Annotated in this window: 15 protein-coding genes; 8 read left to right on the top strand and 7 right to left on the bottom strand. The window is 55.4% G+C overall.

Annotation, left to right across the window (positions count from 1 at the left end; translation table 11 throughout):
* Positions 1-17 precede the first annotated feature (17 nt).
* Positions 18-1,586, bottom strand: coding sequence for a glycosyltransferase family 39 protein (locus tag LAO76_02420; GenBank protein ID MBZ5489768.1), 1,569 nt, complete (start codon positions 1,584-1,586; stop codon positions 18-20).
* A gap of 27 nt (positions 1,587-1,613) precedes the next feature.
* Positions 1,614-1,913 (bottom strand): DUF3467 domain-containing protein, encoded by a 300-nt coding sequence (locus tag LAO76_02415; protein ID MBZ5489767.1) that lies wholly within the window; start codon positions 1,911-1,913, stop codon positions 1,614-1,616.
* A gap of 133 nt (positions 1,914-2,046) precedes the next feature.
* Between LAO76_02415 and eno the strand changes: the two genes are divergently transcribed.
* Entirely contained in the window at positions 2,047-3,363 is a 1,317-nt protein-coding gene (gene eno / locus LAO76_02410) for a phosphopyruvate hydratase (protein ID MBZ5489766.1), read from the top strand.
* A 44-nt stretch (positions 3,364-3,407) separates the two neighbouring features.
* Here eno and LAO76_02405 read toward each other — a convergent pair whose 3' ends face one another.
* From LAO76_02405 to LAO76_02385, 5 genes are all read right to left on the bottom strand, one after another.
* Positions 3,408-6,593, bottom strand: a complete 3,186-nt coding sequence (locus tag LAO76_02405) for a sialidase (GenBank protein MBZ5489765.1) — start codon at positions 6,591-6,593, stop codon at positions 3,408-3,410.
* A 43-nt stretch (positions 6,594-6,636) separates the two neighbouring features.
* A complete protein-coding gene (locus tag LAO76_02400) occupies positions 6,637-7,407 on the bottom strand; it encodes a hypothetical protein (GenBank protein MBZ5489764.1) in 771 nt (256 codons plus the stop codon).
* A gap of 220 nt (positions 7,408-7,627) precedes the next feature.
* Positions 7,628-11,050 carry a hypothetical protein gene (locus LAO76_02395; protein ID MBZ5489763.1) on the bottom strand — a complete coding sequence of 1,141 codons (3,423 nt, stop codon included), beginning with the start codon at positions 11,048-11,050 and terminating at the stop codon, positions 7,628-7,630.
* Positions 11,051-11,141: 91 nt separating this feature from the next.
* Positions 11,142-11,729, bottom strand: coding sequence for a GNAT family N-acetyltransferase (locus LAO76_02390; GenBank protein ID MBZ5489762.1), 588 nt, complete (start codon positions 11,727-11,729; stop codon positions 11,142-11,144).
* Between the two features lie 3 nt (positions 11,730-11,732).
* Positions 11,733-13,721, bottom strand: a complete 1,989-nt coding sequence (locus tag LAO76_02385) for a hypothetical protein (protein MBZ5489761.1) — start codon at positions 13,719-13,721, stop codon at positions 11,733-11,735.
* Positions 13,722-13,921: 200 nt separating this feature from the next.
* Between LAO76_02385 and LAO76_02380 the strand changes: the two genes are divergently transcribed.
* The 7 genes from LAO76_02380 to LAO76_02350 all read left to right on the top strand — a co-directional run bounded on the left by LAO76_02380 (position 13,922) and on the right by LAO76_02350 (position 21,292).
* Positions 13,922-14,653, top strand: coding sequence for a lipid-binding SYLF domain-containing protein (locus tag LAO76_02380; protein ID MBZ5489760.1), 732 nt, complete (start codon positions 13,922-13,924; stop codon positions 14,651-14,653).
* A gap of 3 nt (positions 14,654-14,656) precedes the next feature.
* Positions 14,657-15,532 (top strand): DUF1684 domain-containing protein, encoded by an 876-nt coding sequence (locus LAO76_02375; GenBank protein MBZ5489759.1) that lies wholly within the window; start codon positions 14,657-14,659, stop codon positions 15,530-15,532.
* A gap of 26 nt (positions 15,533-15,558) precedes the next feature.
* Complete coding sequence (locus LAO76_02370; GenBank protein ID MBZ5489758.1) at positions 15,559-16,734, top strand: threonine synthase; 1,176 nt, start codon at positions 15,559-15,561, stop codon at positions 16,732-16,734.
* Positions 16,735-16,800: 66 nt separating this feature from the next.
* A complete protein-coding gene (locus tag LAO76_02365) occupies positions 16,801-17,802 on the top strand; it encodes a metallophosphoesterase (protein ID MBZ5489757.1) in 1,002 nt (333 codons plus the stop codon).
* Between the two features lie 83 nt (positions 17,803-17,885).
* Positions 17,886-19,097: an alanyl-tRNA editing protein gene (locus LAO76_02360; GenBank protein MBZ5489756.1), complete on the top strand. Its 1,212-nt coding sequence runs from the start codon at positions 17,886-17,888 to the stop codon at positions 19,095-19,097.
* An 11-nt stretch (positions 19,098-19,108) separates the two neighbouring features.
* Entirely contained in the window at positions 19,109-20,500 is a 1,392-nt protein-coding gene (locus tag LAO76_02355) for a M20/M25/M40 family metallo-hydrolase (protein MBZ5489755.1), read from the top strand.
* Between the two features lie 3 nt (positions 20,501-20,503).
* Positions 20,504-21,292, top strand: coding sequence for an SDR family oxidoreductase (locus LAO76_02350; GenBank protein MBZ5489754.1), 789 nt, complete (start codon positions 20,504-20,506; stop codon positions 21,290-21,292).
* Positions 21,293-21,306 lie beyond the last annotated feature (14 nt).

Genomic DNA, 21,306 nt, shown 5'->3' with positions numbered 1-21,306 from the left:
TTGTGTCGATCAAGGTCTTACTCAGCGGCTGATGCCACCGAAGATGGCTGGTCCATCTCCAGAATTGCCACCCACTCGGCTTTGCTTCGCGCCAGAAACACGATTTTTCCGTGAAGGAATTCCGCAGCTAACTCTGGAGACACATCGACATGAGAGCCGAAGAAACGCCGGTTGAGTCTCTCCCATCGTTCTGAACGGATGAACGGCGGCACGTCAACTTTGGTGGAAAATAAATAGGCCACCTGATATTTTGGCCGCATCTGCCGCGCTTTGATTATTTCCTCAACGGTAAAATCCTGTACTTGAACAAATGGAAATGATTGCTTCACGTAGCCCAGGTAGGGACGAGTAAGTTCGTCGGTGGCCGGCCAAGCGGTGAGGATTGTGGAATTCTGCTCGTGCTCTTCCAGAAACTTTGCAGCCTTAAAGTGGAGATCGACGAAGTCTTTGTAAGTTAGGTTGTCTTCCGGCGCAAAGCGGTAAGGCGGATCGAAAAATAATCCCAGCACGAAGACAATCACCATCAAGGCTGCCGGCCATTCCCATCGACTGATGCGCCGGTGCAGAGTTGACATGCCGAGCATGATTACCAGCGGATAAACGGGCAATAAATAGCGAGTAAGCAGCGCACCGCCAAGCAATGAAAACGCGAGTAGATGCGCCAGCATGATCAATCCGAACTGGAGTTGTACCGGTACGGCGATGCGCGGACGCACGACGGTGGAATCGCCGGTTGAATCAATAACCGGCGGAAAGAACATTGCGACCGCCGTGGCTGCGGTAAGCGCCAACATGTTCATGGTGCCAAAGAGATGCCAGACGCGTTGCACCAGCGCTAAAACAAACCGCAGCGGGCTGAGTGTCTGGGTCACGTTGTACTGATAGAAATCGGCATTGCCAAAAAATCTTCCGGTGGCATGATGGTGATAAGCCAGCCAGCCCAGCAAGGGAAGAACTGGAATGAGTGCAATCGCAGCGCGCTGGAAGCGGCTTCGACCGCTGTCATCGCGACGAGACAAGATTTCCCAAAGCGCAAAGGCAAGCGGCGTGATCGCCGCAGTCTCTTTGCTCAAGACAGCCAGGCAAAATGCAAGCTGACTGGGCCATATTCGATCTTCGATATGAAGCCGGATTCCCCAAAGCGTGAATGCAGCAGCCATAAGATCGGCGTGCGTCAAAGAGCTCTGCACAAAAAAGATCGGGTAAACGGCGGTGGCGATAGTCGTGGCCACAGCAACGCCAGTACCAACAAGCTTGCGCGTGAGCAGAAAGACATTAGTCAGCGCAAAGGCGGCAAGCAGCAGCATGGCCACGCGCGCTATAGCGGGTTTCCAGCCGCTGATAGTGAACCACAACGCAAGATATGCCGCGGAGAGTGGCGGATGTCCTGTATCAAGCGTGGTCTTGGCGATCACACTGTGAGAATGCGCCAGATCGTAAGCGGCAGGAACATAGAAGCCGGCTTCGTCCCAGAAAAAGGGAAGCCGCAAAAGCGGAGCGTGCAGCAAAAAAATGATGACAAAGATCAGCGGGTAAAGACGCCGGAACGAGAATTCCGGCAGTTCGTTAGTTCGTGGCGTGATCAATGGCTAAGATTCTCACAGGAAGCTGCGCTAGTTGATTTGGCTTTGCTGCGCCGTGATATTGGGATCGAGCTTGATTTCGCCGAACGTGCCTTCATACTGGCGTACATTCTGCTCCAGGATGGTCAACAACGCCTTGGCCTGTTGCGGACTCAGGTAGATGCCCTGAAAATTCTGCACTTCGACCTCTTGCGCCGTCACAGGCTGCAAGCGGCCAAAAACCAGCAGAAAGTCCCACACGCTGACGCGGATTTGTATTGAGTTGGCGTAGGTATCGCGGTAATCGGGCGCGTTGACCAGGCGGATGTTGGGCTGCTGCTGAATTGTCATGGGAATGATCTCCTGAAGTAAACTTTCACCATAACAGAAGTCGGGCAAACGCGTGAAGCGCAGTCGCGCGATGATCGAGCGTGCCGCAAATTTTTCTGTCATTTATAATTCTGGCTCTTTGAGGGATTCATTCATGGATACAGGCATTGTTGACGTACACGCGCGTGAGATTCTGGATTCACGCGGCAATCCAACAGTAGAAGCCGAGGTTACTCTTGGTGACGGGTCAATTGGCCGTGCCGCCGTTCCCAGCGGCGCTTCCACGGGGGAGCACGAGGCGGTAGAACTTCGCGACGGCGACCAGCATCGCTACCTTGGAAAAGGCGTGCAAAACGCGGTGGAGAACGTCAACGTAAAGATCGCGGATGCACTTCAAGGCCTCGACGCCTCTGACCAGCGCCGCGTCGATGACACGATGATTGAACTCGATGGCACGCCTAATAAAGCGAAGATGGGGGCAAATTCCATCCTTGCGGTATCCATGGCCTGCGCGCGCGCCAGCGCCAATGCCATGAAGACGCCACTCTATCGCTATCTGGGCGGCGTTAGCGCCAGCGTTTTGCCTGTCCCTATGATGAACATACTCAATGGCGGCGCACACGCTGACAGCAACGTTGATTTCCAGGAATTCATGGCGATGCCTGTGGGCGCGGAGACTTTTTCTGAAGCGCTGCAATGGGGCGCAGAAGTTTTTCACACGCTCAAGTCTGTCCTGAAGAAACGCGGGTACAACACCGCTGTCGGCGATGAAGGCGGGTTTGCTCCATCACTCAAGGCCAATGTAGAGGCCATTGAGTTGATCCTTGAAGCCATGCAGCAAGCGGGATTCCGCGCCGGCGTGGATGTCTCCATCGCGCTGGATCCTGCGGCCAGCGAATTCTTTGATAAAGGAACAGGCAAATACGTTTTCAAGAAGTCAGATAAATCGGTTAAGTCGTCGGAAGAGATGGTGGCTTTCTGGGCTGACTGGGCGCGGCAGTATCCCATCGTTTCCATTGAAGACGGTTTGGCGGAAGACGACTGGACGGGCTGGCGGCTGATGACGGATGAACTGGGCGACCACATCCAACTGGTCGGCGATGACATTTTCGTCACCAATACGGAGCGGCTAAACCGCGGCATTGAGGAAGGCGTTGCGAATTCCATCCTGATCAAGGTAAATCAGATCGGCAGCGTTAGTGAGACGCTGGATGCCATCGACATGGCACGGCGCAATGCATTCACAGCGGTGATTTCGCACCGCTCCGGCGAAACCGAAGATACGTTTATCGCCGATCTTGCAGTGGCTACCGGCGCTGGACAGATCAAAACCGGGTCGGCGTCGCGCACGGACCGCATCGCCAAATATAACCAGCTATTGCGGATTGAAGAAGAATTGGGTGAAGGCGCGCACTTTCTCGGTCTGGAAGCGCTCAATTATGATGCGGGAGTTGACAAGGCAGGCTCTTAAAAAAGAGGAGCTCCGTGACGGAACTCCTCCTCTTGGCATCGTCGCTAGTCGCGGTCTCGCATCCCCATCATTCCCGGCTGCGAGCCAGTGTTTCCCTGGTGCATTTTCTCCCATTGCTGCTGCGTCAGAGGCTGGATGGGCTCCAGCTTCTTCTTTTGCAGTCCAGAATTGATGGCCGGCAGCTGTCTGGTTGTAAGTTGATCTAATTCTTTAATAACGTCATCCAATTCTCGGCCCAGCCCATCGGTCCGCTCGATTTGCGAATTGGTGGGCTTGCCGTCATAGCTGTTCACGTCGCTGTAAACGTTTGTCACGTATTCGCGGATTCGCTCTTCACCCGTGATTGCGCCGCCTTCCTTGGTTGCCACAATCTTGGAGCGCAATGCATCAGCCTGTTGCGATAGCTCCTGCACATTCTTGCGCAAGGGGTCATTGGCCGGCAATTTAGCTGCGCGTGCATTGGCAGCATCGCGCAGGTTCACCATGGAATCCACGGCAAAGCTCATGCGTCCCATCATGTTGTAAAGTTTCATCACCAGATCAAATTGCTGGCGGCGGTCCTGTTCGTTATAGGGCGCGCGCGGATCCAGCACCAGTTTGAGCTTTGACGTGTAAACCTTATCGCCCTTGGTCATTTTTACGGTGTAGGTTCCCGGCAGGACGCGCGGTCCCGTAGAAGCGCCGAATGCAGCGCTGGCTGCGGGCGGAACGGTTGGCGGTTTCAACCGCATTGACCATGTTGCCCGATTGATGCCGCGATGCTTGCTGCCCGCAACGGTATCCATCACCTTTCCGTCCGGATCGATAATTTCAATCTTCATGTCGCCAAAAATATGCCGGGTCTTCTGGTAGTAGGTGATGAAAGCGTCCTGTGTGCGGCTTTGACCGGAGAATGTGGCATCGCCTTCCGGCCAGCCGCCGTTGGAAGTCAGGTACTGAACACTGGTGGAATCCAACAGGACAGCGTCTTGGGCCATCAAATCCGGCGTGAGAGCACGCAACGATGAAATGTCATCAATGATCCATATGCCGCGCCCGTGCGTGGCCAATACCAGATCAGATTCGCGGGGCTGAACCACAATGTCGCGCACTGCCACGGCAGGGAATCCGCTGCCCTTGTATTGCGCCCACTGCTTGCCTCCATCAATGGAGATCCACAAGCCAAACTCGGTTCCCAGGAATAGCAGATTGGAGTCGACTGTGTCTTCCGTAATGACGTGCGCATATCCAGTTACGCCGCTGGCGTCGTTCACGAGCGGAGTCCACGTATTGCCGAAGTCGGTTGTCTTGTAAAGGTAGGGCTTCATGTCGCCAAACGTGTGGCGATCAAACGTGGCATATGCGGTGCCTTCATTGAATCGGCTGGCAGTCACCGTGGATACCCATGAGTTCTTGCCCAGGTTCGGGACTTTGTCCACCACGTTCGTCCAGTGCTTTCCGCCATCGCGCGTAATCTGCAGGTTGCCGTCGTCGGTGCCCACCCAGATCAACTGGCCATTTTTTGGCGACTCGCTGATTGAATAGATTGACGTGTGCATCTCAGCCGCAGAGTTGTCCACGGTAATGCCGCCGGACTCCTCCTGCTTCTGCTTCTCCGGATCGTTGGTGGAAAGGTCAGGTGAAATGCGTTCCCATGAAACGCCGTGGTCACGCGAGCGGAAGAGGAACTGCGCGCCAATATAGATTGTCCCTTTTTCATTCGGGCTCATGTGGATCGGCGTGTTCCAGTTGAAGCGCAGCTTCTTTTCGTTGTATTGCGGCTGGGGCTTGATGCCCTGACCGCTCAACGTGTGCCGATTGACTCTTCCGATTTCTCCGCCCTGCGACTCCGCGTAGATGTAGTCCGGATCAGACGGGTCTTCAAATGCCCAGAAGCCGTCGCCGCCATAAACGTTTTCCCAGCGCGAATTGCTGATGCCGCCAGGGTAGGATGAATCTCCCACCCATGTGCTGTTGTCCTGCAGTCCACCGTAAACGTGGTATGGGTTCGCATTGTCAACGCTTACGTGATAGAACTGCGCGGTTGGCAGGTTCCATGCGCGTGCCCAACGGGTGCCGCCGTCAGTGCTGCTCCAGAATCCGCCGTCATCACCGTCATAAACCAGGTTGGTATTGCTTGGGTCAATCCACACGGCGTGGTTGTCGCTGTGCGTGTTTGCTGTTGAACTGAAGCTGCGTCCGCCATCCACGCTGACCAGCAGCAGCAGGTCTACCTTAAAGACCTTGTTTTCATTCTTGGGGTCGACAATCAGGTTGGCAAAATAAAAGGGCCGCCACACCATGTACTGGCTGGCATCCATCTTTTTCCAGCTTTTGCCCGCATCGTCTGAGCGGTACAGCGCGCTCTGCTTTGATTCGATCATGGCGTAAACAACGTTTGGCTTGGACGGAGCTACTGCCAGCGCAATTCTTCCGTAGGGCTTTTCCGGTAGTCCCTGGCTGTTGCTGGGTGCGATTTCCGTCCAGTGGTCTCCACCATCTGTGCTCTTGAACAATCCGCTGCCCGGACCACCAGAGCGAAATGTCCATCCCTGGCGGCGGAAGTCCCACATGGACGCGTAAATCGTTTTCGGCTCCTGCGAATTGGAAGTCAGCATCCCGCAGCCGGTCGAGCCATTGGCGCCGGCCAGAACTTTTTTCCAATTCGCGCCGCCATCCGTGGTCCTATAGACGCCACGCTCATCATTGTCATTCCACAAGTGACCGGTGGCGCAAGCGTAAACCGTGTTGCTGTCTTTGGGATCAACCAGGATGCGCGCGATGCGTTCTGAGTCTTTCAATCCCATGTTGGTCCAGTTCTCGCCGCCATCGGTCGATTTGTAAATCCCGTTGCCAATGGAAACGCTGTTTCTGGTCCAGGTTTCGCCCGTTCCCACCCAGACATTTTTATGATTGGAAGGATCAATGGCCACGGCTCCAATCGACTGTACAGGTTCACGGTCAAACACCGGTTTGAAAGTTGTGGCGCCATTGATGGACTTCCATACGCCTCCACTGGCTGATCCCACAAAGACGGTGATCTTGCCGTTTTCATCCACGGCCTCAATGGCGGAAATCCGTCCGCCCATGGTGGCTGAGCCAATGTTTCTTGCCGCCAATCCGGAGATGGTGCCGGAATCGTATCTCACCGGCGCGGGCGTCTGGGCCGCGGCCATCATGCAGAACGCACACAAGAGAATAAGCACAGCGATCGAGCGCACAAGGGACAGGCGATAGCGGGCAATCATCATTATGAAATTCCTCTCAATATATCGTTACAGTAAAAGTAAGCGCTCATTTTTGTTTCGGTGCTGGCTTGGTGGCCGGCGAAGCGGCAGGAGCCGCGGGCATCTTGAACTCGAGGTCCTCAATGGGCACATTCGCTTCCATCCTGGTTACCGTGATTTTTCCGCGACGTTCCGGACTGTTCTTGGGCCCGCTCTCAATGAAAAACGGATACATTACGCCATTCACCGGCTTGTACGATCCCAGCATGGTTATGCTTTCACGCACTGAGCCGCGGATGAACTGCTGCTTTTCAATCTGGATCTCAATGTATGTGTCCGGATCCAGGAAGTAGTAAAAGACGTCGCCGTTCTTCAGCGTGACTTTCAATTTGTATGCGTCATCGCCATCCACCTGGTCGTGGCCCATATATTCGATCTTGTTGCCTTTGGCCGCGGCGTCCACCAGCGGTCCGTCAAAATCAGCGTCCTCGGCCAGCCCGCGGACGTCGTCCTCACCCAGCATCTCCGGGTCCTTGCGGCCGCCAAACGGCGAGATCTGCCAGCCGCTCGACCCGTCATATGCCTGAATCTGGGTCATTCCCTGGAGGGTAAAGGTTTCTTTCACCATGTCCGGGCGCTTGCTTAGTTCTCCCACGGTGGCCTTAAAACCTCCAGCATCAAAATCACCGATCATGCGGAGTGATTTAATCGCCTTGATCTTCTCCACTCCGCCCTTGGCTTGCAGATTTTTCGCCACCAGTTCCTCGGCAGTCTGGGCGTAACCGTTCAATGCGATAAAACAGACGAGGCTTGCCAAAATGCTGCGTAGTACGCTCACTTGATTGCTCCTTGAGGTTCTTTGGGGTCGGGCTTTTTCTGACGCGCTGGGTTTGTGTGGTGAAACTCGTTTAGACGCGCAGGAGCTGCCTTCGTTAGCCAGCTTCATCGAAGGCGCGTGTTTCTCCGAATGATTAGGCCAATTCCTGCGTACTTTACTGGCAAATCGAAAAAATGCGCGGCCCTTGCGGGCCGCGCCCCTGGAATCGCGTCAAACCGCGCTAGTCCTGATCGTCCTGCTCTTCGTCCTGATTGCCGGTGCTGGCGCTCGATGCCGCCCCTGCACCCGGCTTGATCTGGATCGGGCCGCCCGCAAACAGCGTGCTGGAACCATGCTCCGCTGCGTTCTTGTTGAAAGCGGTGACTTCGGTGGTCAGGAACGTGTTCACCTGCGCCAGTTGAGTTTCCAGTTCTTTGCGGACCTCGGCCGCTTCCGTCACCAGCAACGGGCTCGGTGCTTCTCCTGGCCCACCCATTACGCCGCGCATGACCCCTTGCAGGCGGTTCTGGAAGCGTTGCAGATAGTGGATATCATCCTGGCTGCCGGGCTGAATGTCATTGTTGTAGAGCGGCTCCTGGATGGATGCAATTTTCTTGTCCAGCGCCTTCGCCTCCTCCAATACTGGTTTGTAGCTAGCGTTGGTTGCGGTGCCGTTCGCGCCGCCTTCCTGTCCTTCATCGCTAGCCAGAAGCTCTTGCAGGCTGGTGATCTGCTTGTGCAGTCCGTTGAGCCGGTTCAGGGCCTCATGCAACGCGGAGACTTCATCGCGAAGTTCAAGTCCCAGCTTTAGCTGTGCGCGCATGCCTTCAGCGTCAAATTTGAAACGCGGATCGGTTTGGACATCGACTGTCTGCGTTTCAGTTTTGCCGTGCACCGTTACCGCAACTTTGTATGTGCCCGGCAGCGCGTTTGGCCCAATGCTAGGATCAAAGAAGAAATCCTGGTCGTTCAGCCCTTCCGGCGGTGGCAGGAAATTCAGCTTCTTTGGCCCGTCATAACGCAGGTTCCACGCCACTCGATTGAGGCCGTACTTTGTTGGCCCATACATTGTGCGGACAACCTGTCCGCTGCTGTCAGTCACGGTGATCTTTACCGCCGTCTCGCCATTCGGTCTGCGCCGCGACGGCCCGCCGGCATTTTCTTTTATTTCATTTGGCAGCCAGTAGGTAATCACTGCGCCACTCATTGGATTGGGGGCAACATATCCGCCGCTGGCAAAACCGTGCTTGCTCCAGTTGTGCCAGTTCACGGCAGGAGACAGCGGAAACAGGTGGAAGTCGCTCCGCGCCAACTCCGCGCCGCTTTCTTCCAGCGGAGTGATGTCATCCATTACAAACAGACCGCGCCCATGCGTCGCAACCACCAGATCGTGTGACTTCTTGATGAACTTAATGTCATAGACTGAAGCAGTGGGGAAGTTGCTCTTGATCTGCGTCCAGTGCGCGCCATCGTCGCTCGAATAGAACAGGCTGGTGTCTGTGCCCAGGACCAGGAAGCCTTTCTTGTTCGGGTCTTCGCGGATCACACGCGCGGGATCGTCCTGCGGCAACCCGGCTGCGATTGAAGTCCACGTCTTGCCGCCGTCATGCGTCTTGTAAACGTATGGCTTGTTGTTTTCCACCTCGTGGAAATCCACAGCGATATAAGCCGTATTGGCGTCATTGGGCGAAGCCTCGACTTGTTGCAGTCTGCCCCACTGCGGCAGGTTCGCGATATTGGCAGTGGCGTTCGTCCAGTTTTGTCCGCCATCACGCGTTACCTGGGCCAGGCCGTCGTCGGTGCCAACCCAGATTGTTTTGGGATCGACCGGCGAAATCGACATGGAAAGAATCGCGCCGACTGTTTCTGCGCCGCTCAGATCAAACCAAATTGGCCCGCCACTACTTTGCTGCTTGGTCTTGTCATTCCGTGTGAGATCCGGGCTGATGGGATTCCAGGTCTTGCCTCCATCAGTAGAATGGAACAAAACGTTGCCGCCCAGATAAACTTCGTTCGGGTTGGTCATGGAGACCGCAATAGGTGACGTCCAGTTAAAACGGTATTTCAAATCGGACGGCTTCATGGACTGCACGCCTTGCAGATACGGCCGGATAAAGTTCGACATGCCCGTTTCATTGCTCACGCGCTGGATCGATCCGTTTTGCGAATCCGTATAAACCACGTGCGTGCCTTTGCCGCGCGCCGGGACAACATATTCGCCGTCGCCGCCGGTCACCGTGTACCACTCAAAGCCGCTGATGCCGCCGCGGCTCAGGCTGTTCGATGGGCCGCACCAGCCGTTATTGTCCTGCAAGCCGCCGCACAGGTTATAAGGCGTCTCATCGTCGTCCGCTACGGAGTAGAACTGCTCGATCGGCAGGTTATCCAGGTAGCGCCACATTTTTCCTGCGTCACCGCTTATATAAACACCGCCGTCATTGCCGTTGATGATGCGATTGGGATTTTCCGGATCGATCCATAACGCGTGATGGTCAACATGCACACGCGGCGTGGTGTTGCGCGCCGTTTTACCGCCATCTTCAGAAAGCATGACGTTGAATGACATGAAGTACACTTTGCTCTCGTCATTCGGCGCGACCATCAGTTCGCTGAAATAAAATCCGCGCGCTGCCAGGTTGTGATTGTTGCTCACCATCTTCCAGTGGTCGCCCAGATCATTGGTGTCATAGAGCGTACCTTTCTTGTTTTCCACCAGCGCATATACGTGCCGGGGATTGCTCGGCGCCGCGCCCAGCCCGATGCGGCCTGTAGGTTCTGTCGGCAAGCCTTCTGTCAGCTTCTTCCAAGTATTGCCTCCGTCGGTCGACCGGAAAATGCCGCCGCTGGTTCCACCTGATTCAAGAGCCCACGGATAACGCCGCACGCGCCACATTCCCGCAAACAGCACCATGGGATTGCCGGGATCCATAATCAGCGAGCTTGCGCCTGTATCTTCGTCGATGAACAAAACTTTCTGCCAGGTCTTGCCGCCATCTGTAGTGCGGAAGACGCCGCGATCGGCATTTGGTCCCCACGCATGACCCAGCACGCCGACGAAAACTGTGTTCGGATCGCGCGGATCTATCGCGATGTTCGAAATTTGTCCGGCATCGCGCAGCCCCATATGCTTCCATGTGGTGCCCGCGTCAGGAGAGAAGAACACGCCCTTGCCGGTAATCACGTCATTGCGGATATTTTTCTCGCCCGTGCCTACCCAGATCAGGTTCGGGTTGGAAGGCGCGATCGCAATCGCCCCGATGGAAGCCGTGGGTTCTTTCTCAAAGATCGCCTTCCAGGAAAGACCGCCATCCTGCGTCATAAAAACGCCGCCGCCCGCCGCGCCAACGTAATACACGTTGGGCTTACCGGGAATCCCGACGACAGATGTCACGCGGCCGCCGCCGACTGCAGGACCCAGATTGCGGAATTTCACGTTCTCCAGCGGGTCTTTGGACTTGTTGTCCTCAAGCTTGGTCGGCGTGGTGGACTTGGCTTCTTTGTCGGCATCGTCAGACGTTTTCTTGTCTGAGTTTGCTACCGGCTTCTGCGCGTTTCCGCTGCTGTTCTTCTTGGTGCGGTCGCCCGTCTTGCTCTGGGCTACGAGTAGCGCGGGAATGCACAGCGCCAGGACCAAAACAAAAATCATCTTCAATAGTGTCTTCATCGGGAATACTCCTGCGGGTAATAGGAAGGCTGACGCGAATCATATCGCAAACAGAGGGTTGTTGTACAAATCGTGAGGGATCAATTGGGTATCAGTCCCTCAGGAACTCGCGTCCCAGACGGCCATAGATGCTCCGCCAGCGAGGTTCCATATCGTTGCGGTAAATGTGAGGACGCCATCCAAGATTGAGGTAAATTGAAATTGCGGCAATCCTGAAGTCTTCCGTTCCAAGAAATGGGCGCTCGTAGCCTTCCTCCACAAATCGGTTCGTCACCGATGCGGAGACGATTGTCCCCAAGCCCTTTCGCGTGTGTGACGGATCAGTGACCAGCCAACCCAGTTGTCCGGCCTTGTGCCTGGGTGAACTACTGCCGCGCATGGCGACACATGAAGCTACAAGCTCACGTGAGGCCAAGTGCTCGACAACAAAGAAGCCGCCAGGTAATGTCCTTTCGATCGTTTCCTGGAATCGACCTTCATCGGCAAAAGCCAGGTGGAACAGATCATCGTACGGGCCTTCATCGCCGCTGCAAAGCTGGCGCAGAGCATAGCCATCCGTGGCCGGCGGCACATCTACAATACCCAGAAACGACGGCCTCACCATTTCCAGTTGGTGCGGGTATTTTTGTTCAAAGAATGGATACGATGGCCGACCAGGGAACCCACGTATTCCATACATACACTAATCTCCCACAATCGTTTTCCACTCCAACCTGCCCCGCTCCAGAATTGCCGGCAGATCTTCTTGCAGCAGGAATCGCTGCTCGATGAGCTTCTTCGCTGCCTGCTCAAACTTGCCCATGTATTCTGCTTGCGACGCATAACGCTCGGCAATTGATGGACGAGGATCGCCTGACTTCTTGCGTTCTTCCGCAGTCTTAGCCAACGGAATCCACGACCCCAGAAAGCTCACGCGTTGGTCCGGCGCGCCGATGCTGGGATTGCGTAGATTCCATCCCGTGTAGCTGGCCAATGGCACTTGCAGCTCTGGCAGGCGCACGCCGCCCAAGTCGTTGCCGTCCGCATCGCTCTGCGGCATCAGTACCGCGAAGGGAGTGCCTACTTGCGGAGGCTCTATGTTGATCCAGGCGATCTGCGGCTGTTTACTGTCACCTTCTTTGCCCGGCGGCGGCCCAAAAACTTCCAGTGCGAAATCGAGGTGGTACGCCAGGCTTACCTCATGCGGTGTATTGACACCGGAAATTTTCGGGAACTTCCAGTCCGCAAGCGGCACCAAAGTCTTCTCGGCGATCTTCGGATACGTGCTTGACGGCGGTATTTTTCCATCCTTCACCCACTGGTCCATATCTGTAATCAGAGCGCGCCAGTACCATTGAATCGGATTGGGATTGGCCTTCTGCTGTGCAGTGTAGTCGGGATTTCCGCCTACGCGATTCTCTGGCGGAAATGGCACCGTGAAATGCTCCAGTCCGGCCAGAAAATAAATCCGCGTGTTCGGCGCCAGCGGCGCGTCCGTCTTGCCGTCCGCGCTTGTGTGAATCAATGATGCCGCGCGTCCCCAGTACTCGTAAGAGGTGTTGGTGTAGAAAATTTTCGGAACGGTGTGTGACCGCGTTGCGGCATCCAGCAGACCCGCAGAGGCGTTCAAGCGATCTTCCTCTGGCAGATCAGTAAAAGGGAACAGGTCAGTGGGGAAGAACAAGCTGGACATCGGCTGAGCGTCGCGTGATGGCTGCGCAAAGCGATGGTTGAAGCTGCCGCGCCCCGCGCCCGCCACATGTGCGATCACGCCGTCCATTACTTGACGGCCTTTTTCGTCGGCGTTGAAATCCTGATAGATAAAATGCCGGAGAAAGCGCCCGCTCTGCGAGATGCCTACTGCATACGCACGTTTCATCGGCGCAGTAGCTTGCGGATCGTATTTCAAGTAAGAAAGAAAATCCCGCACCGCGGCCAATCCCACTCCCACGACAGCAGGATTTTTAGCCGTATAAACCAGTTCATAAATTTTCCCGGGCAGAAATCCGCTGTTCAGATGCACATAGTGTGGGGCAGTCGTGAGCTGACCGTTCACTACGTGCGCAAAGCTCCACTCTGAACGTGAAATCGTCGTCCGGTCCCCCGTTGGAGTATCGCGAACAGTCAATCGGTTCCTCTCGTTTGCCGGATCATCCACGGGATAGCTATTGCCACCGTCTGGGCCGAGCAGAATGTGTCCCAGGGGCATGTCCTCGCGCTTTTCTGACGGGGTGAAATCCGTGCGTACCAATCCATGAATTTCTTTTCCGTCCGCCTCATGCGCTATCGGCGCGGAGAGACGCAGGCGCTCGCCCTGGCTTGAAAGGTCAAATTCCCAGCCTACCCAGGCAATCGTATATCCCTGGCGCATGAGAAAGCCGTCGCCAAATTCGCCGTCGCGGCCATTCACAAGGGAAAGAATCCCGCGCCCCCCGCGGTTAGAAACTTCAAACAGGACGGCCTGGTTTCCCTTGGACATGTCTTTGGGCTTAAGCAGATACAGATCGGCAGAAAACTCTACTTCACCGTGAGCGTTTCGCGGAGCTTTGTCCAGGTCCGCAATTTGCCGGTTGTGCAGGTTAGAGGGATCAACGGCGAAATACACGCGCCCAACGATCTTTTCATAGGCGCCGGCGCTTCCAAACGGCTTGCCTTCCTGTAAGTCTGTGCGCGACGTTACCTCCACCCGTATGACGCGGGCCTGCGCTAATGACACTAAAATCGCGGGCATTAGCAGAAACCATAAGACTCGTGTTTGTAGCCGCATCTGCTCCTCCCGAAGTGATAGAGTTTATATGATCGCAAACGGTCGCAACCTGAAATCGTGAAATGCCGTCAGTCTTGTTGGGGAAGTTGCAGCGGGCTCAAAAGCTATCTGAAAGAGGAGCAGACATGAAGAAGGTTTTCAGTTTCGCAGTCGCAGCACTTCTGTTTTGTACCGGCGCGCAGGCCCAGCAGCATGAAGCCGACCGCCTCCGCCATGCCGGCGAAGTCCTGATGGAAATCCTGAACATCCCAGATAACATTCCCAAGACCGTTTTGGACAAATCAGAATGCGTGATCGTGATTCCCTCAGTGAAGAAACTCGCCCTCGGCGTTGGCGCAAACTATGGCCGAGGTGCCATGACGTGCCGCGGCGGAGGCACGTTTACCGGCGCTTGGGGCCCGCCCGCGATGGTTGCACTGGAAGGCGGCAACATCGGCTTCCAACTCGGAGGACAGGCCACGGACTTTGTGCTTTTGGTTGTGAATCCAAAGGGCATAGATTCCATCCTGAAGAGCAAGGTTAAACTGGGCGCTGATGCCGCAGCCGCCGCCGGGCCAAAAGGCCGCGACGCCCAGGCTGCCACGGACGTCCTGATGCATGCTGAAATTCTTACTTATTCGCGCTCACGCGGACTTTTTGCCGGCATCTCTCTCGATGGTTCAACTCTTCGTCCGGACAACAGCGCCACGGAAAAAGTCTATGGCAGAAAAGTTTCCGCGCGCGACGTTGTGATTGGCCACAGGGTAGGAACGCCAGTCGCTGGGCGGCTCATGGTGAATACGCTGCAGAAAGCATCGCCCAGGAACTTATCAGATCCCAAGTCACTGCGCGAAGCCGGAGCCGAGGAGAAGAAATAACTCATGCGCCTGCTCTCGTGTATTGTGTGCCTACTTCTGTCTGCCAGTGTATGTCTTAGTGCGATAGAAATCTCCTCCTACCAGCAATCGGTGGAAAAGTGGCGGCAGTCTTATGAGGCAACGCTGAAAGCCGATGATGGCTGGCTCACGGTTTCCGCTCTTTTGTGGCTGCATGAAGGAGAAAACAGCTTTGGTTCGGCTGCCGACAATGACATTGTGCTGCCCTATAGCTACGTTCCGGCTCGCGCCGGCCGCTTTGAACTGCATGCGGGCAAGACTGTCATCCATATAAATCCTGGTGTGATGATCACTCTGAGGGGAAAGCCAGTGGAGAGCATGGAGCTTCGTCCCGATTCCAAAGAAGATCGGCTCACCATTGGCGATCTGACTTTCTTTGTACACGCCAGCGGCAAGCGTTATGCCATTCGAGTGAAAGACAGGAATAGTGAACTGCGCAAGAACTTCAAGGGCCTCCACTGGTATCCGGTGAATGAGGCTTATCGTTTCAATGCGCGTTTTGTTGCCTATCCCAAGCCGCGCGAGGTCGAAATTGAAAACATGCTTGGAGATCGCGGGCCGACTTACTTTTTCGGCTATGTAGCCTTCACTCTTGGCGGCAAGGAGTATCGCCTCGACGCTGAAGACAATGGTTCGGGCGGGCTATTTATTGTTTTTCGCGATCTCACCAGTAAGACAGACACCTATCAGGCCGCGCGTTTTCTTGATGCTGATCCGCCGAAGGATGGACACGTCGAAATCGACTTCAACAAAGCCTACAACCCGCCCTGTGCCTATAACCCATATGCAACGTGCCCTTTGCCCACCGCGCGAAACAGATTGCCGGTGGAAATTCCCGCGGGCGAGAAGAGGTATCACTAAGCACGCATTTTGTTAAACTTTCACGCATGGCCCAAATCGCTTACCTTGAGTGCACCAAATGCGGAGACCACATCAGCGGCGCGCAGCCGCAAACCATTTGCCCCAAAGATGGCGGATCACTTTATGTGCGGTTTGACCTCGCCTCGCTGAAAGGCAAATTTACGCCGGATTCTATTCGTGGTCGTGCCGCCACCATGTGGCGATACCATGAAGTTCTTCCGGGCGACAAGCCTGTGACTCTGGGCGAAGGCTTCACGCCCATGCTGCCCAGCCGCGAGTACCCTAACGTCTATATAAAGGATGAAGGCCTCAATCCAACGGGATCATTCAAGGCGCGTGGTCTCTGCGCCGCTGTGACAATGGCCCGGCAATACGGACTGAAGAAGCTGGCGGTTCCTTCCGCAGGCAATGCCGCCAGCGCTCTTGCCGCATACTGCGCCGCCGCGGGCATTGAAGCCCATATATTTATGCCCAAAGACGTGCCGCTGGCCAACCTGGTGGAATGCAAATCCTATGGCGCCCACGTCACATTGATCGACGGCCTGATCTCTGACTGCGCGCGCATGGTCAATGAGCGAAAACAAGCTGAAGGTTGGTTTGATATTTCCACGCTCAAAGAACCTTTTCGCGTTGAAGGCAAGAAGACCATGGGTTATGAAGTAGCGGAACAACTGAACTGGGAACTGCCTGACGCTATTTTCTACCCCACTGGCGGCGGCGTGGGACTCATCGGCATGTGGAAGGCGTTTGACGAGATGGAGCAACTCGGATGGCTCAAGAAAACGGCCAGTTACAAACGCCCAAAAATGATTGTTGTGCAGGCCTCCGGCTGCGCACCGGTGGTGAAGGCCTGGAATGAACACAAGCCTGTGGCAGAGGTATGGCAGGGCGCGCAGACTGCCGCCGCGGGATTGCGCGTGCCCAAGCCTTACGCCGACTACATTATTCTCGACATCCTGAAGCAGAGCGGCGGGACAGCGGTGTCAGTTTCGGACGAGGAGATTTTGGCGGGAGTACAAGAATGGGCGAGCAAAGAAGGACTCTTTGCTTCTCCTGAAGGGGCAGCCTGTCTCCCGGCGTATCAGCGATTGTTGCGCGAAGGGTTCCTCAAGCCAACCGACAAAGTCGTGATCTTCAACACCGGATCAGGGCTGAAGTATATTGACGTGATTGCGCCGGCGTTGAAGATCGGCAGCGAATAGCCGGCCAAGCAATGTGTTCGCGTAAATCCGCGGCTGGATCTTTGTTGCTTCATGAAAGGAAAGATAATGGATCGGCAAACTGTCTATGCATTCGCAAAGCTGTTTTTCATAGTGCAGTTGTTAGCCATAGCGGCACTGGCCCAGATGCCGGTGCTCTCACAACTGCCCCAGACGCCTACTCTCTCCCAGTCTGCGAATCCAACGCAGTTTACTTTTGTCCTTGCGGGCGACAACCGTCCGGCGCACTCCAGCGATCCTCAATCCGCTGTTCCTGGAAACATCTTTTGCGCTGTACAAAGAATGAATCCCCCCGCGGCCTTCGTGCTCTGGACTGGAGACACCATCTCCGGAAAAGACCCGCAGCATCCCAAGCGCATGCACGACCAGTACAAGGAATTTCTGGGCATCGCCGCCCGCGCCGGTGTTCCGGTCTTCAACGCGCCCGGCAATCATGAAATGGATGACAGCAAGGAAACGCCATCCAAAACCATGAAGGACCTCTATAGAAAGTACATGGCTGGGACGTATGGCGCGTTCAGCTATGGCAATACCCGTTTCATCGCGCTCGATAGCGAAAATGAACCTTCCAACGCGACCAAGAGCGTGACCACCGCCGAAGGCGAGACCAAAGTCCAGGCCCCTGGAGCAATCACGAAGACGCAGCTCAAGCTGCTTAAGGAAGATCTTGACGCGAACAAGAACATGGCCCACGTCATCATCTTCATGCATCATCCCGTGGAACCGTACGAGAAGAAGGATGGGCTGGACAAAGCCAGCAAAAAGGCCCTGAAAGATCTTTTCGCCGGCTATAAGAATATTTCCTACGTGATCTCAGGGCATGAGCACATGTATTTCAATCATCAAGGTCCCAAGGACAAATTCACCCCGCCACCCGCGCGTACTGATCCTGCGCAACCGCCCACCTATCTGGTTTCCGGAGGCGCCGGAGCGCCGCTCAAGAGCAAAACACCCGGCTCATTTTTCCATTATCTTGTCTTCACCGTGAACGGCAATCAGATTACCCCGTCACTTATCAAGGTTCCTGAGATCAATCAGTGCACGATGTGAAAGGGGCACGCGCCGAGGTTTGCTGTTTTAAAATAGTTTTTGGCCAGCAGCTAAGTTCCCGGTGCTGACCTCTGATAGCTCTCATGACTGAACGCCTTTATTACCACGATTCTTTTCTCTACGACTTCGACGCTCGCGTGGTCGAAGCGTTCGACAGCAATGGCAGGACGGCCATCGTGCTCGATCGCACTGCTTTTTATCCGACGAGCGGCGGCCAGGTTCACGATCTTGGCACGCTGATCGCCGAGGGCAAGCAGATCGCCATTACTGAAGTTGCCGACGAGGAAGATGGACGGATTCTGCACTTCGCCGCCGCGTCCCTGCCTGCGGGAACCCAAGTTCATGGCACCGTCGATGATGCTCGTCGGCGAGACCATGTGCAGCAACACTCTGGTCAGCACGTGCTCTCGGCTGCATTCATACGGCTTTTCAATATGCCAACGGTCAGCTTCCACATGGGCGAGGAAAGCTGCACCATTGACCTGGAAACGTCTGGTCTCTCTCCCGCTCAAGCTCAAAAAGCTGAATACCTGGCCAATGAGGTGATTGCAGAAGATCGTCCGGTTGGCATTCGCTTTGTGCCGCTGGAAGAAGCGCGGCAACTCGGTCTTCGCAAGCTTCCACCAAAACAGACCGGCGACCTTCGCCTGATAGACATTACCGATTTCGATCTGACTGCGTGTGGCGGCACTCATGTCCGCGCCACAGGACAGATCGGCAGCATCCTGTTGCGGAAGATCGAAAAAGTTAAACAGGGTGTGCGCGTGGAGTTTGTCTGCGGGCTGCGCGCGGTATCTACAGGCCGCCGCGATTACAGTACGCTCACAGAAGCTGCGGCGCTGTACTCCAATCATATATATGATATGCCGGAACAGGTCCGCAAGTCACTGGGGGAAGCCAAAGCCGCAGGGAAAGCGCAGCACAAGTTGCTGGAAGAACTGGCGGAGCTTTACGCCGAACGCCTGCTGGCGCAAACTGCGGGATCGCCGCAGGTCATCACCGAATTTTTTACCGATCGCGATGCACTCTTTATCAAACTCCTGGCCCAAAAGCTCACGGCAGGGAAGAGCGCAGTCATCGCGTTGCTTGCCTCCGGCGCTGGCCAGCCAACATTGGTCTTTGCACAGACTTCCGGCCAGAAATCCAACATGGGACAGCTCATGAAAGACGCAATGGCGCAGCTTGGTGGTCGTGGTGGCGGATCAGCCGACATGGCACAAGGCGGGTTGGCGGCGGGATCAATTGAGATGGAAAAACTCAAATCCCTATTGCAGGAAACTGCCCGCAAGCTCTAAGCTTGCTCGCTATGTGCTCACGCCTCTTTCTTGCTTTCTCCGTGCTTCTCCTGTTCTCGGTGGCATCAATTGCCCAACAATCACCAGACTTTACCACCGCCCAAACTGAAGCGGTGAAGTTCCTGGGCGAACTGGTAAAGATCGACACCAGCAATCCTCCTGGCAATGAAACCCGCGCGGCAGAATACATCAAGGGCGTGCTGGCCGCCGAAGGCATTACCGCACAGATCTTCGAGTCTGCTCCTGGGCGCGGCAACCTTGTCGCGCGACTGAAAGGCAGCGGAAAAAAGAAGCCTCTACTGTTGATGGGGCACCTGGACGTAGTGGGTGTCGAGCGCGACAAATGGACCATGGATCCCTTCGCCGCCACAATTAAAGATGGTTATCTTTATGGGCGCGGCTCGGTCGACGACAAATCCATGGACGCCGCGAACCTTGAAGTCTTTCTGCTGCTACATCGCATGAAACTTCCGCTTGACCGGGACGTGATCCTGCTGGCTGAAGCGGGTGAAGAAGGCACTAGCCAGTTCGGTATCGACTTTCTGGTGGAAAAGCACTGGAATGAGATTGCCTGCGAATACGCGCTGAATGAAGGCGGCGACATTCCGGAGGAAGATGGTAAAACGCAATACGTTGCGGTTTCCACCACGCAGAAAGTTCCACGAGGTTTTTCAGTGGTTGCTCATGGCACCAGCGGGCACGGCTCCGCGCCCCGGTTGGACAATCCAATCGCGCATCTGGCAGCCGCCGTCGACAAAATCTCCCGCTGGGAAGCGCCCATGCGGTTGAATGAAACCACGCGTCGCTTCTTCCAGCAGATAGCCACCATCAGCGTGCCGGAGAAAGCGCAGCTTTACCGGCATGTGGAAGATCCCGCGGTGCAACAAAAGCTTCATGAGACACAGCCGTCGTATTATTCCATGCTTCGCACGTCGCTGGTTCCAACAATCATCAAGGGCGGCTTTCGCTCCAACGTGATTCCCGCTGATGCCGAGGCCCGTTTTGATGTACGCGCCCTTCCGGATGAAAACATGGACGCACTCAAAGCTGCGCTGGCGAAGCTGATCAATGATCCTGCCATCACGTTTGTTGACGCGGAAAACACGAATGCCCGGCCAGCCACGGCGCCTTCGGGGCTCGATACAGACGGCTTCCATGCGCTGGAGCGCGCTGCACAAAAAGTTTTCCCCGGCGCGCCTACCATTCCCATTATGCAGGTGGGCGCCACCGATTCAGCCCAACTCCGCGCCAGGGGCGTGCAGGCTTATGACATCGGGACTGTGTTGAGCCTTGAAGATCTAAAGCGCATTCATGGCAATGATGAGCGAATCCAGATTGCCGGCTTTGGTAAGTTTGTACAGTTCCTTTTTACCGCAACTGCCGATCTGGCAGGAGCCAAGTAAGCGATGGACTTTAGAAACCGCCGCATATGGATCACCGGAGCTTCTTCAGGCATCGGCGAAGCTCTGGCTCTGGCGTTCCACCACGCGGGAGCAAAGCTGGTCCTCTCTGCTCGTCGTGAAGATGAGCTGAAGCGCGTGCAAACTCTTTGTGGCGGCGATCCCAACACTCGCATACTTCCTATGGACGTGACCAACGCCGGGGATATGCCAGATAAAACGCAGCTGGCGCTTGGTATTTTCAACGGCATCGATATTCTGGTCCTTAATGCCGGCATTACCCAGCGATCTTTCGCCCGCGATACCGACGAAAGCGTTTATCGGCAACTCATGGAAGTAAATTTCTTTGCGTCCGAGGCCTTGGCGCGCGCTGTTCTGCCTTCCATGCTGGCGCAAAAGAGCGGACACATGGTTGTGATCTCAAGCATTGCCGGCAAGTTTGGCGTGCCGCTCCGCTCCGGCTACTCCGCCTCAAAGTTTGCGCTGCATGGTTTTTTTGAAGTTCTTCGTGCGGAAGAGGAAAAGAATGGCATTCACGTGACTATGGTTTGCCCCGGTTATATTCGTACTGACATCAGCCTGTCAGCATTGCGGGGCGATGGAGCCAAACATGCCAAGATGGATCCAGGGATCTCACAAGGCATGCCCGCCGCGGAGTGTGCCAGACGAATATTGCAAGGAGTGAGGCGGGAGAAGAACGAAATTATTGTTGGGGCCAAACGAGAGCGGGCTTTGGTGTATCTTAAACGTTTTTTTCCTGATTTACTGGCGCGGATGATCGGCAAGCGCGGTTGATCAGACGAATTGAC

Source organism: Terriglobia bacterium (genome assembly GCA_020072645.1).
Lineage (GTDB): Bacteria > Acidobacteriota > Terriglobia > Terriglobales > Acidobacteriaceae > Angelobacter.
The sequence above is the reverse complement of the archived record's forward strand: the minus strand, read 5'-3'. Positions and strand labels throughout refer to the sequence as shown.

Bases quoted from the DNA above. Each gene is read 5' to 3' on its own strand.
- LAO76_02415 (MBZ5489767.1), bottom strand. From the start codon at position 1,913: ATGACAATTCAGCAGCAGCCCAACATCCGCCTGGTCAACGCGCCCGAT.
- eno (MBZ5489766.1), top strand. From the start codon at position 2,047: ATGGATACAGGCATTGTTGACGTACACGCGCGTGAGATTCTGGATTCA.
- LAO76_02405 (MBZ5489765.1), bottom strand. From the start codon at position 6,593: ATGATGATTGCCCGCTATCGCCTGTCCCTTGTGCGCTCGATCGCTGTG.
- LAO76_02395 (MBZ5489763.1), bottom strand. From the start codon at position 11,050: ATGAAGACACTATTGAAGATGATTTTTGTTTTGGTCCTGGCGCTGTGC.
- LAO76_02390 (MBZ5489762.1), bottom strand. From the start codon at position 11,729: ATGTATGGAATACGTGGGTTCCCTGGTCGGCCATCGTATCCATTCTTT.
- LAO76_02380 (MBZ5489760.1), top strand. From the start codon at position 13,922: ATGAAGAAGGTTTTCAGTTTCGCAGTCGCAGCACTTCTGTTTTGTACC.
- LAO76_02375 (MBZ5489759.1), top strand. From the start codon at position 14,657: ATGCGCCTGCTCTCGTGTATTGTGTGCCTACTTCTGTCTGCCAGTGTA.
- LAO76_02370 (MBZ5489758.1), top strand. From the start codon at position 15,559: ATGGCCCAAATCGCTTACCTTGAGTGCACCAAATGCGGAGACCACATC.
- LAO76_02365 (MBZ5489757.1), top strand. From the start codon at position 16,801: ATGGATCGGCAAACTGTCTATGCATTCGCAAAGCTGTTTTTCATAGTG.
- LAO76_02360 (MBZ5489756.1), top strand. From the start codon at position 17,886: ATGACTGAACGCCTTTATTACCACGATTCTTTTCTCTACGACTTCGAC.
- LAO76_02355 (MBZ5489755.1), top strand. From the start codon at position 19,109: ATGTGCTCACGCCTCTTTCTTGCTTTCTCCGTGCTTCTCCTGTTCTCG.
- LAO76_02350 (MBZ5489754.1), top strand. From the start codon at position 20,504: ATGGACTTTAGAAACCGCCGCATATGGATCACCGGAGCTTCTTCAGGC.